Annotated in this window: 15 protein-coding genes and 1 pseudogene; 4 read left to right on the top strand and 12 right to left on the bottom strand. The window is 70.2% G+C overall.

The window, feature by feature from the left end:
• From ACXAID_RS23520 to ACXAID_RS23490, 7 genes are all read right to left on the bottom strand, one after another.
• The coding region (locus tag ACXAID_RS23520; protein ID WP_475024595.1) for an MFS transporter at positions 1-906 on the bottom strand (906 nt) is incomplete at its 3' end.
• Positions 907-1,026: 120 nt separating this feature from the next.
• Entirely contained in the window at positions 1,027-2,661 is a 1,635-nt protein-coding gene (locus tag ACXAID_RS23515; protein WP_475024594.1) for a solute symporter family protein, read from the bottom strand.
• Entirely contained in the window at positions 2,658-3,008 is a 351-nt protein-coding gene (locus ACXAID_RS23510; protein ID WP_475024593.1) for a DUF485 domain-containing protein, read from the bottom strand. Before ACXAID_RS23510 ends, ACXAID_RS23515 begins: the two co-directional genes overlap by 4 nt.
• Positions 3,009-3,157: 149 nt before the next feature.
• The gene (locus ACXAID_RS23505) at positions 3,158-4,912 is read right to left on the bottom strand and encodes a sodium/solute symporter (protein ID WP_475024592.1); all 1,755 of its coding nucleotides are present in this window, start codon (positions 4,910-4,912) and stop codon (positions 3,158-3,160) included.
• Positions 4,909-5,283: a DUF485 domain-containing protein gene (locus tag ACXAID_RS23500; RefSeq protein WP_475024591.1), complete on the bottom strand. Its 375-nt coding sequence runs from the start codon at positions 5,281-5,283 to the stop codon at positions 4,909-4,911. Before ACXAID_RS23500 ends, ACXAID_RS23505 begins: the two co-directional genes overlap by 4 nt.
• Positions 5,276-6,085 (bottom strand): LytR/AlgR family response regulator transcription factor, encoded by an 810-nt coding sequence (locus ACXAID_RS23495; protein ID WP_475024590.1) that lies wholly within the window; start codon positions 6,083-6,085, stop codon positions 5,276-5,278. Before ACXAID_RS23495 ends, ACXAID_RS23500 begins: the two co-directional genes overlap by 8 nt.
• Entirely contained in the window at positions 6,082-7,308 is a 1,227-nt protein-coding gene (locus ACXAID_RS23490; protein WP_475024589.1) for a sensor histidine kinase, read from the bottom strand. Before ACXAID_RS23490 ends, ACXAID_RS23495 begins: the two co-directional genes overlap by 4 nt.
• Positions 7,309-7,411: 103 nt before the next feature.
• Between ACXAID_RS23490 and ACXAID_RS23485 the strand changes: the two genes are divergently transcribed.
• Positions 7,412-7,675, top strand: coding sequence for a hypothetical protein (locus ACXAID_RS23485; protein ID WP_475024588.1), 264 nt, complete (start codon positions 7,412-7,414; stop codon positions 7,673-7,675).
• 381 nt (positions 7,676-8,056) lie between these two features.
• Positions 8,057-8,332: a hypothetical protein gene (locus ACXAID_RS23480; protein ID WP_475024587.1), complete on the top strand. Its 276-nt coding sequence runs from the start codon at positions 8,057-8,059 to the stop codon at positions 8,330-8,332.
• Between the two features lie 57 nt (positions 8,333-8,389).
• Here the strand turns inward: ACXAID_RS23480 and ACXAID_RS23475 are convergent, their stop codons facing one another.
• Both ACXAID_RS23475 and ACXAID_RS23470 read right to left on the bottom strand, forming a co-directional pair.
• Positions 8,390-8,692, bottom strand: a complete 303-nt coding sequence (locus ACXAID_RS23475; RefSeq protein WP_475024586.1) for a DUF732 domain-containing protein — start codon at positions 8,690-8,692, stop codon at positions 8,390-8,392.
• A 146-nt stretch (positions 8,693-8,838) separates the two neighbouring features.
• Positions 8,839-10,083: an HNH endonuclease signature motif containing protein gene (locus ACXAID_RS23470; RefSeq protein WP_475024585.1), complete on the bottom strand. Its 1,245-nt coding sequence runs from the start codon at positions 10,081-10,083 to the stop codon at positions 8,839-8,841.
• A gap of 100 nt (positions 10,084-10,183) precedes the next feature.
• Between ACXAID_RS23470 and ACXAID_RS23465 the strand changes: the two genes are divergently transcribed.
• Entirely contained in the window at positions 10,184-10,801 is a 618-nt protein-coding gene (locus tag ACXAID_RS23465) for an HhH-GPD-type base excision DNA repair protein (RefSeq protein WP_475024584.1), read from the top strand.
• Here the strand turns inward: ACXAID_RS23465 and ACXAID_RS23460 are convergent.
• Entirely contained in the window at positions 10,791-11,180 is a 390-nt protein-coding gene (locus tag ACXAID_RS23460) for a recombinase family protein (RefSeq protein WP_475024583.1), read from the bottom strand. The genes ACXAID_RS23465 and ACXAID_RS23460 overlap by 11 nt on opposite strands.
• A 31-nt stretch (positions 11,181-11,211) precedes the next feature.
• A complete protein-coding gene (locus tag ACXAID_RS23455) occupies positions 11,212-11,871 on the bottom strand; it encodes a nitroreductase family protein (protein ID WP_475024582.1) in 660 nt (219 codons plus the stop codon).
• A gap of 50 nt (positions 11,872-11,921) precedes the next feature.
• Here ACXAID_RS23455 and ACXAID_RS23450 point away from each other — a divergent pair, with 50 nt between their 5' ends.
• Positions 11,922-12,068 (top strand): DUF1059 domain-containing protein, encoded by a 147-nt coding sequence (locus tag ACXAID_RS23450; protein ID WP_475024581.1) that lies wholly within the window; start codon positions 11,922-11,924, stop codon positions 12,066-12,068.
• Positions 12,069-12,127: 59 nt separating this feature from the next.
• On the opposite strand, the pseudogene ACXAID_RS23445 reads toward ACXAID_RS23450, so the two are convergent.
• Positions 12,128-12,651: pseudogene (locus ACXAID_RS23445) on the bottom strand (Rv1157c family protein); the annotation flags it as partial.

The following is a 12,651-nucleotide window of genomic DNA, read 5'->3' as shown; positions in this document are numbered from 1 at the left end:
CCCCTGGCCCACGCCGCTGACGAGCGCGGCCGCGATCAGCAACGCCAGCGAGGCGAAGTGCAGCGCGGCGGCCAGCACCGCCATGCCCGCGACCAGCACCGCGCACCCGAACGCGACCGCACGCTGGGGGTCGGTGCGCACCGAGGCGACTTGGGAGACGGCGGAGGCGGCGAAGATCGAGCACACGATCACGCCCGCGACGGCGCGGTTGTCGATGCCGACGACCTCGACCAGAAACGAGGGCGCGACGGCGGTGAACAGCCCGGTGGTGGCGAAACCGGCGAAGGCCGCCAGTCCGGCGACCACGAACACCGCCCGCGCCTCGGGCGGCACCGACAGCCGCTGGAATCCGAGATGGCCGGTGCGCGGAGAGGTCTCGGGCACCACCAGCACGGCGACGGCGGCGAACCCGGCCAGCGCCAGGTGGACCACGAAACTCAGGTGCAGCGGGGCCGGTGCGTACTGCACCAGCAGGCCGGCCAGCAGCGGGCCCGCGCCCAGTCCGCCGATGTTGGCGACGGTGGCGACGGCGGGTGCGCGATCCCGCCAGGCGTGCGGTGCCGCCTCGATCACCGCGGCGGTTGCCGTCCCGGTGAACAGGCCCGCCGACAGCCCCGACAGCACCCGCCCGACCAGCAGGGTGGCCACCGAGTCGGCGGCCAGGAACACCACCGCGCTGGCGATCGCGAAGCCGATCCCGGCCAGCAGCACCGGGCGCCTGCCCACGGCGTCGGACCACCGGCCGAACGCGACCAGGCCGAACAGCACGCCGCCGGCATAGATCGCGTAGATCACCGTCGTCGTCAGGACCGTGAAATCCAGCTGCTCACCGTAGAGCGCGTACATCGGTGTCGGCAGCGTGGTGCCGGCCATGATCGCGGTGAACGCGTAGCCGAGCAGGACCATCGGGTAGGTGCGCACGGGGGTCACAACGCGATGTTGTACCCAATGCGCCGAAATGGCATTCCAGCAGGCGTCTTCTCGACATTTGCCTGCTGGAATGCCATTTCGGCGGAGCCGGTGGGGCTAGTGGGCGACGGCCTTCTCGGCGCCGATCCCGGTCAGCGAGCGCACCTCCATCTCGGCGTTGATCTTCGGATCACCGCGGTCGGGTGAGGTCAGCGTTCCGATGATGCCCAGGGCGAACGCCAGCGGGATGGACACGATGCCGGGGTTGGCCAGCGGGAAGAAGGCGAAGTCCGCGCCCGGGATCATCGCGCTCTCCGAGCCGGAGACGGCGGGGGAGAACACGATCAGCACCAGGGTGGAGATCAGGCCGCCGTACATGCTCCACAGCGCGCCGCGGGTGTTGAACCGCTTCCAGTACAGCGAGAAAACGATGGTGGGCAGGTTGGCCGCCGCGGCGATCGCGAAGGCCAGCGCCACCAGGAACGCCACGTTCTGACCGTTGGCGAGGATGCCCAGGCCGATCGCGAACAGCCCCAGCACCACCGCGGTGATCCGGGAGACGCGCACCTGCTCGTCCTCGGTCACCTTGTGCGACTTCATCACGCTGGCATAGATGTCGTGCGCGAACGACGCCGACGCGGTGATCGTCAGACCCGCCACGACCGCCAGGATCGTTGCGAACGCCACGGCCGAGATGATGCCGAGCAGGACCACCCCGCCGAGCTGGAACGCCAGCAGCGGTGCCGCCGAGTTGACCCCGCCGGCCGCGCCGAGGATGCGGTCCGGGCCGACCAGCGCTGCCGCGCCGTAGCCGAGGACGAGGGTGAACAGGTAGAACGCACCGATCAGGGCGATGGCCCAGACGACGGACCGCCGTGCTTCTTTGGCGGTCGGCACGGTGTAGAAGCGCATCAGCACGTGTGGCAGACCGGCAGTGCCCAGCACCAGGGCCAGCGCCAGCGAGATGAAGTTGATCTGCGAGGTCAGCGAACCGCCGTAGCGGGCACCGGGTGCGAGCACGTCGCGGGCGGCCACGGCCTCCGAGGAGCTGCCGCTGATCGCCGACTGCGCGGCGCCGAGGATCTCGGAGAAGTTCAACCCGAACTTGCCGAGCACCATCAGCGTCATCAACGCGGCGCCGGTGATCAGCAGCACCGCCTTGATGATCTGCACCCAGGTGGTGCCCTTCATCCCACCGACCAGCACGTAGACGATCATCAGTAGGCCGACCACGGCGATCACGATCGACTGTCCGCCACGGCTGTTGACGTTGAGCAGCAGGGCGACCAGGCCGCCGGCGCCGGCCATCTGGGCCAGCAGGTAGAACAGCGACACGGTCAGGGTGCTGGTGGCGGCGGCCAGGCGCACCGGCTTCTGCTTGAGCCGGAAGCTCAGCACGTCGGCCATCGTGAACTTGCCGGTGTTGCGCAGCAGTTCGGCGACCAGCAGCAGGGCGACCAGCCAGGCGACCAGGAATCCGATCGAGTACAGGAAGCCGTCGTAGCCGTACACCGCGATCGCGCCGGCGATGCCCAGGAAGCTGGCGGCCGACAGGTAGTCACCGGCGATGGCGATGCCGTTCTGCGTGCCGGAGAACCCGCGACCGCCGGTGAAGAACTCGGCGGCCGTCGCGTTCTTCTTGCTCGCCCGGATCACCACGATCATCGTGACGACGACGAACAGACTGAAGATCCCGATGTTGGCTATCGGATTGCCCACGGCCTCGGTCTGGGCCAGCAGCGTGGTGGTCATTTGATCTCACTCTCCAGTTCGGCGCGGATCGCCCCGGCGCGCGGATCGAGTTCGCGGTTGGCGAACCGCACGTACAGGCCGGTGATCAGGAAGGTCGAGACGAACTGCCCCAGACCGATGATGAGGCCGACGTTGATGTCGCCCCACACCTTGGTGGCCATGAAGTCGTGGGCGAAGGCGCCCAGCACGACGTAGGTGGCGTACCAGATGAGGAAGAACGCCGTCATCGGAAAGACGAAGCGGCGCAACCTACTTCGGAGTTCCTGGAACTCCGGGCTGGCTTGGACTTCCATGTATCGTTCGCCGCTGATGGCTTCCGGGCGAATCGGAAGGTCGGTCTCGGACACCTTGATCTCACTTCCTGGCTGATGTGAACAGGCTCTCCGGCGAAAGTAGTTGAGACGTGAGTCACAGATCCATGCCTGCGAGCGGCCGCACGGTGAGGTCGGGAGCGGCTGCGCTAAACGGTCGATCGGCGGCGACGAACGGCCAGCGGTCAGCCCCGCGGCACTCGCTCGATGCCCATGCCCAGATGTTCCGGAACGTGCATACGGGCGAAGGTCTGCGCGACGTCGGCGGGTATCCGCGCGCGGGTCAACCAGCTGACGACGATCATGGTGGCGAAGGCCAGTGGCACGCTGACCGCCGCGGGGTATCCGATCAGCACCGCCGGCCAGCCGCCGAGCATGTCTTCGTCCACCCCGCCGGCCACCGCGACGCTGACGGTGACCCCCGACAGCAGCCCGCCGACGGCCAGACCGCACGCCGCTCCCAACGCGGTCAGGCCACGCCACCAGATGCCGAGCACCAGCAGCGGGCACAACGTCGAGGCGGCGACCGCGAACGCCAGGCCGACGCTGCGGGACAGCTCCAGCCCACCGGCGGTGGTGAGCGCCAACGGAATCGGGATCAGCCCACCGACGATCGCGGCCAGCCGGAAATCACGGACACGGCCGGGCAGCACGTCGGTGGCCAGGGCGCCGGCGAAACTGACCAGCAGGCCCGACGACGTGGCCAGGAACGCTGCGATCGCCCCGGCGGCCACCAGCGCCGCCAGCAGTTGGCCGGCCGGTCCACCGATCGCCGCGGCGGGGGCCAGCAGCACCGCGGCATCGGAGTTGCCGGTGATCAGCAGTTGCGGCACATACAACCGGGAGAAGACGCCCACCAGCATCGGGAACAGATAGAACAGCGACAGCAGGGCGATCACCGCCAGCGCGGTCCGGCGCGCGGCACGCCCGTCGGGGTTGGTGTAGAAGCGCACCAGTACATGGGGCAGGCCCATGGTGCCCAGGAACGTCGCCACCATGATCGAGATGACCTGGTACAGCGGGTGGTGGCCGCCGAAGCCGCCGCCCGAGGCGATCCAGTCGGCTCCGGTGCTCGGCGCGTCCGCCACCACCGGGGTCGCCGCCCCGGCGGCGAGGTTCAGCGTGCTCCCCTCCCCGAGCGTGTGTTCACCGGCCGAACCCAGCGCCGCCGCGACGACCGGCCGTCCGTCCAGGGTGCCCGTCACCGTCACCCCGGCCGGTTCGGTGACGCTGACGACGACGTCGGTGTCGATGCTGACCGTGGTGTCCTGCTGGACGACCGGCGGCAGCGGTGCGCCGAGGATCCAGCCGTCCTCGCCACCCCGGTCGCTGAGGAACAGGGCGGTGAGCGCGAGCGCGGGCACGGCGATCGCGGTCAGCTTGAGCCAGTACTGGAACGCCTGGACGAACGTGATCGAGCGCATCCCGCCGGCGACGACGTTGGTGATGACGATGGCGCCGACGGCCACCGGTCCGAGCCATACCGGGGTGCCCAGCAAGGTCTTCAGGGCCAGGCCCGCCCCCTGGTACTGCGGTACCAGATAGAAGATGCAGACCACCACGACGACGAGCATCGCGACCTTGCGCAGCCGTGCCGAGCCCAGCCGGAACTCGGCGAAGTCGGGAACGGTGTAGGCGCCCGAGCGGCGCAGCGGGGCGGCGACGAACAACAGCAGGCCGAGATATCCCGCGGTGAAACCGACCGGGTACCACAGCGCGTCGGCCCCGTATTTCGCGATCAGCCCGGCCACCCCGAGAAATGAAGCCGCCGAGAGGTATTCACCGGAGATCGCGGCCGCGTTCCACTGCGACCCGACGGTGCGCGACGCCACCAGGAAATCGGAGGTGGTGCGCGAGAAGCGGACGCCGTAGGCGCCGATGGCCACTGTGGCCACCGCCGCGGCGATCAGCGCGGCCGCGGTCAGCGGGGAGCCGCTCACAGCTCGGCGTCGACGACGCCGACGAAGTCGCGCTCGGCCTGCTCGGCCAGCCGCACGTAGAACCAGCCGATGCCGTAGAGCAGCGGATAGACCAGCACCGTGAGGACCAGCCAGTTCAGCCGGATCCCGAAAACCGTGATCGCGCCGAGGCTCGGGAACAGTGTGTTGAGCAACGGAATCGCTCCGATCAGGGCCACCACCACGGCAGCCAGCCGAAGCGCCAGCCCCAGCTGTGCCCGCATGAGTCCGCGTACCAGGGTGTCGCCGACCTGGGTCTGTTCCTGGACCTCGACGCGGGTGCGCACCATCCGGGAACCGCGGCGGTGTGCGAGGACCACGCGTTGGCGTTGCGGGCGTTCGCCGCTAGTCATCGGCGCCCCCACCGGGACGCAGGCTGCGCATCGGGGTGCGCACGACGCGGTCACGCAGTTCGCGGGCCTGGCGGCGGCTGACCGGGAGCTCGACGGCCGGGGAGGCGCCGTTGGCCCGCAGCCGGACCAGGACCGCGCCGTCGCTGCTGCGCAGGCCGGCCACCAGCCGCAGCGCCACCAGATAGGAGCGGTGCACCCGCTGGAAGCCGTGGTCGCGCCAGCGGGTTTCGAGCGTGGACAGCGGTATGCGCACCAGGTGTGAGCCCGAGGCCGAATGCAGCCGCGCGTAGTCGCCTTCGGCCTCGACCCAGCCGATGCTGTCGCGGGGCACCAGGTGAGTGACGCCACCGACCTCGGCGGGAATGACATCGGAGTCGGGTGGGGCGGCGGTATCGGGCTCCTTGCCGACGGCCGGTGCCGGCTCGGCGGTGCTCTGGGCGGCGGCCACCCGGCGGACCGCCTCGTCGAGGCGGTCGTCGCGGATCGGCTTCAGCAGGTAGTCGGTGGCGCCGACGTCGAAGGCCGCGACGGCCTTGTCGTCGTGGGCGGTGACGAAGACGATCGCCGGACGCTGCGAGAAGTTCGCCAGCACCCCGGCGAGCTCGATCCCGGACAGGCCGGGCATGTTGATGTCCAGGAACACCGCGTCGATGGTGCGCTGGTTGAGTTCGCGCAGCGCCGAGGTGGCGTCGCCGGCCCGGAACACCTCGCCGATGTCGGGGTGGCGGTCGAGCAGGTAGGCCAGCTCGTCGAGGGCCGGCGCCTCGTCGTCGACGGCCAGCACGGTCAGCGGTCTGGTCATGGTTTGCCCACCCCGAACGCACCTCCGCTGGCCCACACTCCCGACCGGAACTTGGGTACCCGCATGACGACCTTGGTGCCTGCGCCGGGCGCTGTCTCGACCACCAGACCGTAGTCGTTTCCGAATGCTGCGCGCAGCCGATGGTCCACATTGGTCAGCCCGACGTGCGCCGAGTTGCTCTCCGCCGGTGAAAGCCCGTCCGAGAGCGCATCGCTGGGTCCCGCGCGCAGCGCCTCGGGATCCATCCCGACGCCGTCGTCCTCGACGGTGATGACGCAGTCGGAACCCTCGTCGCGGGCGACGAGGTCGATCGACCCGGCGCCGCGCCCGGCGAACCCGTGCCGAACGGCGTTCTCCACCAGTGGTTGCAGCGCCAGGAACGGGACGACGACGTGGAGTACCTCCGGCGCCACCTGCAGTGTGACCTTCAGTGCGGTGCCGAAACGGGCCCGCTCGAGGGTCAGGTACCGGTCGATGTTGCGCAGCTCCTCGGCCAGCGTCGTGTACTGGCCCGCGGCGCGGAAGGAGTAGCGGGTGAAGTCGGCGAACTCGAGGATGAGCTCGCGGGCGCGGTCGGGGTCGGTCCGGACGAAGGACGCGATTGTGTTGAGCGCGTTGTAGATGAAGTGTGGGCTGATCTGGGCGCGCAGCGCCAGGACCTCGGCGCGGTCCAGCCGGGCTCGTGACGCGTCGAGTTCGGCGAGCTCGACCTGGCTGGCGGCGTACCGGGCGACCTCGCCGACCGCGCCGAGCAGCCCGGGGGCGGGGGAGCGGGTGGTCACCACCACGAGCACGCCGAGCAGGTCGCCGGCTTCGGCGAGCAGTGGCTGCGCCACCACCGCCCAGGTGCGGGCGTGGGTGAGGACGCGGCGTTCCCCGGAAATCGCCTGGTGCGCGGCTTCCTGGCATTCGGCCGGGACGACGTCGACCCACACGGCCTCGTCGGCGGGGTCACGGGCCAGCAGCTGGGCATCGGCGTCGTAGAGGGCCAGGCCGTCGGTGCCGGTGAGGCTGCGCAGGAACGGCGCGGCCGTGTCGGCGGACTCGGTGTCCAGGCCGCGGCGCAGCGCCCGGGCCGCCAGGGACGCGGTGTGCAGCGCGGCGTGCACGGCGCGCTCGGTCGGGGTGGACACTCGCTGGCGGGTGCGTACTGCGAGCACCACCGCGGCGACCGCGAGCAGGATCAGCGCGGCGGTCAGGGCGATCGCGAGTTCGCCGGACATCTATCGCTCCTCGCGGTCGGTTTCCGTCACCTTAATCCCGCAGGACTGCAGCTGGTGGAGAACGCGGATGCGCCCGCGAGCCGTTGGCCTAGTGTCGTCGAGCATGGTGATCTCGCTGGGGCGCAGGGATCTCGGCGCATTGTTCGGGCCTGCCCATCCGGGGATCGTCCTCGACGTTGCTTCGCCGGCACGGTCGGCGCTGGCGGTGCAGGTTGCGCCGCCGGACCTGCTGCGGATCTGCCAGTCGGGGTCGACGCTGATCTCGGCGCGGGTCGACGGTCTGTCCGGGGCGCACTGGCTGCGTCACCGGCCGCTGTTGTCCCGCCGATCAGCGTCGCGCTGGCCGAGCAGCTGGGGCCCGACCTGATGCGCTGGGCACACCACTTCGCCACCGGGCTCGCCGCCGGCACGCAGGGGCCGTTGCGGCGGGGCCTGTGGACGCTGCGGCCGCTGACTGTGCGCGGGCTTACCGATGGGGTATCCGCGGGCATCGAATCCGACGTCGTGCAATGGAGTCCCGAACTGGGTTGGTACGACGAAGACGGCTATCTGGATTGGCGCGCCGACCATGCCGATCCGCTGCTGCCGTTGCGCACGCCGTCGCCTCCGGACACGGCGCGGGTCAAGGCCTTCGCCAAGCTGGCCCGCGCCGGCGTGCTACCGCCCGTGCTGGTGTGGCAGGTGACCGGCCTGCGCTGCTGGCTGGTGATCGACGGACACGACCGGCTCACCGCAGCGGTGAATGCCGGTGTTGCTCGGGCGTGTGCTCGGTCTGGCAACGATGGGCCGCGGCGATGGGTGGGCCGAGCGGTGGTACCGGCAGAAGATCGACACCGTTTCCGCGCTCGGTCGACTCGACACGGGAGCTGCTGCGGCGCTGGGACGCGAGTTGGCCGACCGCCAGGCCCGTTCCTATCTCGACTCGGGGTGCACGCCGGCTGATCCGATTCCCGGAGGCACGGCCGAATGGCGCCGGCAGGTGTGCGACCGGCTGCCGGGTTGGCCACCGGCGCAGCCGGATTGACGTGACCGACAGGTTCGGCGGTCTGTCGCTGACCGGTTCGGCGCGGTGGCGGGCCGCCTATTGGATCGGGCAGGCGTACTGCCTGGCGACCGCCATCACGCGTTCCTGCGCTCCGGGGCCGATGACGCCTTGGGCAGCCATCTCCAAGCCGATGTAACCCGGTATCCCGCCGACACACGCCTGGTGGGCGACGCGCCATGCCGTGTCGGGGTTCAGGTTGTAGCCGTTGCGCTGCAGGCCCGCCATGTATTCGTCGAATGCGGGTGTGCCCTGTTCCGGGATCGCTTGCGCCGCACCGGCCATCGCGATGGCGGTCACCACCGATGCGATCGTCGCTGCCATCACACGCCTCATGCTCATCCCCCTCGGTGCATCTGGCTGTCTTGCCCACATTCGCATACCCCGACGACACGTATCCCCGGATCGCGTCAACATGGGTGCGCTGACCAGCGGAACGGCCAGTGGTCGGCCTCCGGTCGGGTGGTTCGTGCGGTCGCCAGATTGGCTCAGTTCGCTGGTGGCGGTTGCGGTTGGAAGGGTTCGTACCACCACCAGTCGGCGCGTTCGCCGGTTGGTCCGGGGCATGGGGGTACCTCTGGTGGAGGTCGGGTTGGTGGGTGGGCCAGCGAGCCCGCGCTCAGTGGCCGGCCGAGGTCGTCGGTGACGATGAGGTCGGGTGCGGGCCCGGTGAGGGTGATGCCGCCGCGGTGGTGCAGCCGGTGGTGGTACGGGCAGATCAGTACCAGGTTGTCCAGCTCGGTGGGACCGCCGTCTTCCCAGTGCCGCAGGTGATGGGCGTGCAGACCGCGGGTGGCCCCGCAGCCGGGGACGACGCAGTAGCGGTCGCGGTGTTCGAGGGCGCGGCGCAGCCGCCGGTTGACGGTGCGGGTGGCCCGCCCGGCACCGATCACCGTGCCGTCACGTTCGAACCAGGCTTCGCAGGTGGCATCGCAGGTCAAGTACCGGCGTTCGGCGTCGGAGAGCAGTGGACCCAGATGCAGCTCCCCGACGTGCTTGTCGACGTCGACGTGGACGACGACGGTGGTGTGCTGGCCGTGCGGGCGCCGCGCCGCCGCACTGTCCCAGCCGGCCTCGACCAAGGCCAGGAACGCGTCGACGGTGTTCGGCATCGGCGGCCGGTGATCCGTGGCCGCGCTGTTGTCGTGGTCGCGCTTCCAGGCAGTGACCAACGCGTCGCGATGTGCAGCCAGCGCGGCGTCGAACTTCGCGGCGTCCAGATGCGGCAGCCGGATCCGCCAGGTGGTGTGGGTGTCGTCGCTGGACTTGGCGATCGAGCGGTCCTGCTGCTGCGGCGGCGTCGGGTCGGGGCGGGGTTCGAGTTTGACCGCGGTACGCAGCTGGGCGACCGTCGCGACCGAGGCCAGCTGCGCATAGTGGGCATCGGAGCCGTCGGCGGCGCCTTCGGCCAGGACACCGACCTGATCCAGTGACAGCCGGCCCTCGCTCAGGGCGTCGGCGCAGCGCGGGAACTCCTCGAGCCGGTGCGCCACCGCCGCGATCGTCTGCGCATTGCGTGGCGAGACGCCGGTCTTCCAGGCCACCAGCGCCGGGATCGAGCGGGCCCCCGTCATCCCGGCCAGCCCGTCGCGCTCGATCTCGGCGACGATCTGCACGATCCGCCCATCGATCGCATTGCGCTGACCCGACAACTCGGCCAACTCCTTGAACAACACCTCCAGACGCTCCTTGGGCAACGGCCCGGCAGCGACAGCGGTGGCGGTCGGCGACATACCGTCATCCTCGCAGTGACCACCGACAGATCCGGGCCCGCGGACCCACCTCGGCGAAGGTCTCCGCCAACGGTTGCGGGACTCGTCGTAGGCTCGGGTCATGACGTCGAAGCTCTGCCTGACGCAGGAACCCGCCGCAGACGCGTTGCTCGAGGACAACCCGTTCGCGCTGCTGGTCGGCATGCTGCTGGACCAGCAGATCCCGATGGAAGTGGCCTTCGGCGGCCCGAAGAAGATCGCCGACCGGATGGGCGGCTTCGACGCGACCGCGATCGCCGACCACGATCCGGAGCAGTTCGCGGCGCTGTGTGCCCAAACCCCTGCCGTGCACCGGTTCCCGGGTTCGATGGCCAAGCGGGTGCAGGCGCTGGCTCAGGTGATCGTCGACGAGTACGGCGGTGACGCCGCGGCGTTGTGGTCCGACGGCGCCGACGCCGCCGAGGTGCTGCGCCGGCTCAAGGCGCTGCCGGGGTTCGGCGAGCAGAAGGCCAAGATCTTCCTGGCGCTGCTCGGCAAGCAGTACGGGGTGGCGGCCGAGGGGTGGCGGCAGGCCGCCGGGGACTACGGCAAGGCCGGCACCCACATGTCGGTGGCCGATGTGACCGACGCCGGTTCGCTGCAGCAGGTGCGCACCTACAAGAAGGAAGCGAAGGCCAGGGCCAAGAAGGACAGGGCCAAGAAGGACAAAGCCAAGAAGGAGAAGGCCGCTAAGGCCTAGCCCGGGTGGAATCGTCGGCGTCGAGGGCGGCGAGTTCGCTCAGTACCCCGGCCACCACCCGTCCCGTCGCGGTGGCGGTGTCCAGCCCGTTTCGCAGACAGCGCAGCGTGATTCCCCGGGTGGTCAGGTCGGCCACCGTCTGGGCGACCTCGGACACCGAGCGGCCCAGTCGATCCAGGGCCACCACCACGACGACGTCACCGGTGCGCGCGTAGCTGAGCAGGGCCAGCAGCCCGGCCCGCATCTTGTCTGCCGACCCGCCGACGGTGTCGCTGAAGATGCGCCGCGGGTCCACGCCCGTGGCGGTCAGTTCGGCGAGTTGCCCGTCGAGTTCGGCGCCGTCGCCGAGACCCAGGGCGTATCCCAGCGTGACCGTCACCGGTCCAAGGTCTCACGATGACGTGGCCGCGTCACAGGGACGCGCCGTCGAAGCGCTCGGAGGTGGCGATCTCCGACAGCGGGCGCCGGGTCAACCGGCTGACCTGATGACGTGGCCTGCCCAGTGGCAGCACCGCTGCCACGGCGTAGTCCTCGGGGATGCCGAGCAGCGCCTTGACTCGCGGCTCCTCGGCGACCGCCATCGTGGTCAGCACGCCGCCGAAACCTTCGTTTCGCGCGGCCAGCAGGGTGTTCCAGACGAACGGGTACACCGACGCGCCGGCGATCAGCCCGATCCGCCCCAGCTCCTGATCCAGCGCGGCCACCACCCCGAGGTCGACACACACGACCAGCGCCACCGAGCAGGTCAGCAGCGGTGTCGACATCTCCGCGGGTACCTCGGTGGACTCCACCTGATCGGCGGATACTCTCATGGGCCGCAACGGATTCCAGGGCATCTCACCGTTGTTGCGCTGGGCGACGTAGCGGCGTGCGCCGGGCAGGCTCAACTCGCTCAGCGCGGTGCGGGTGGCCGGGTCGCGCACCGCGATCACCCGAACACCCTGCCGGTTGCCGCCGCTGGGGGCGAAGCGGGCGTGGTCGAGGATCCGGATCAGCACGTCGTCGGGGAGCGGCTCGTCGGTGAAGTGGCGCACCGCGCCCGTCGTGCGCATCACGTCGTAGAGGTCCATGTCCCGATCTTGTCCTTAAGGTCGGGCGTGGGCTGTGCCATTGTGAAGAGATGAAGACTCATCTGAACTGCCCCTGTGGCGAGGCCATCACCGGGAAGGACGAGGACGACCTGGTGGACAAGGCGCAGGAGCACCTGTCCAAGGTGCATCCCGGCCGCGACTACGACCGGGATGCCATCCTCTTCATGGCCTACTGACCGGCCACCGGCGCGACCGGAGCGACCGGCGCAGCCGGCGCCGCGTTGGCCGCGGCGTCCGGAACGACCGTCGAGCCGATCGTCGGCATGAACTGGCACTGCATCTCGGTGGTGGTCACCTGACCGAAGATCGTCGACATGATGCTGCCCGAACCGGTGTCGGCGATCGCGGTGAGCGTGGTCGGGCCCTCGGGATTGATGTCGGGGCGCGGCGTGAGCGTCGCGCTGCCTGACCGGCCGGTGCTCAGGTTGACCCAGGTGACGTTGAGCGGCAGCTTCTGCTCGGCGGCCGGGCCCGGGGTGCCCACCGCGGTGAACACGTAGGCGGTCTGCCCCGGTCCCGGGCCGGGGGCGGGGATCTTCGCCGGGCCGGCCACCGAGATCGCGGTGGCCAGCACGTTGCCGCCGTCGGCGAGACATCCGTTGCTGATCGACGGGTACAGGAAGTCCTGTTTGACCGGTGCGTCCGGCCCGAAGTCGAGGATCGGGCCGGGCGGAGTGACCGCGGCGGGTGCCGGCGCCGCTGCCTCGGGTGCCGGTGCAGGGGCTGCGGGTGCCGGCGCCGGCTCGACCGCTTCAGGCG

It is taken from the genome of Mycobacterium sp. ABE4_509 (genome assembly GCF_056160785.1).
This window is presented reverse-complemented; position numbering and strand designations above follow the sequence as displayed.

Excerpts from the sequence above, each read along its gene's own strand:
- ACXAID_RS23515 (WP_475024594.1), bottom strand. The coding sequence starts at position 2,661 with ATGACCACCACGCTGCTGGCCCAGACCGAGGCCGTGGGCAATCCGATA.
- ACXAID_RS23500 (WP_475024591.1), bottom strand. The coding sequence starts at position 5,283 with ATGACTAGCGGCGAACGCCCGCAACGCCAACGCGTGGTCCTCGCACAC.
- ACXAID_RS23495 (WP_475024590.1), bottom strand. The coding sequence starts at position 6,085 with ATGACCAGACCGCTGACCGTGCTGGCCGTCGACGACGAGGCGCCGGCC.
- ACXAID_RS23490 (WP_475024589.1), bottom strand. The coding sequence starts at position 7,308 with ATGTCCGGCGAACTCGCGATCGCCCTGACCGCCGCGCTGATCCTGCTC.
- ACXAID_RS23485 (WP_475024588.1), top strand. The coding sequence starts at position 7,412 with ATGGTGATCTCGCTGGGGCGCAGGGATCTCGGCGCATTGTTCGGGCCT.
- ACXAID_RS23475 (WP_475024586.1), bottom strand. The coding sequence starts at position 8,692 with ATGAGCATGAGGCGTGTGATGGCAGCGACGATCGCATCGGTGGTGACC.
- ACXAID_RS23470 (WP_475024585.1), bottom strand. The coding sequence starts at position 10,083 with ATGTCGCCGACCGCCACCGCTGTCGCTGCCGGGCCGTTGCCCAAGGAG.
- ACXAID_RS23465 (WP_475024584.1), top strand. The coding sequence starts at position 10,184 with ATGACGTCGAAGCTCTGCCTGACGCAGGAACCCGCCGCAGACGCGTTG.
- ACXAID_RS23455 (WP_475024582.1), bottom strand. The coding sequence starts at position 11,871 with ATGGACCTCTACGACGTGATGCGCACGACGGGCGCGGTGCGCCACTTC.
- ACXAID_RS23450 (WP_475024581.1), top strand. The coding sequence starts at position 11,922 with ATGAAGACTCATCTGAACTGCCCCTGTGGCGAGGCCATCACCGGGAAG.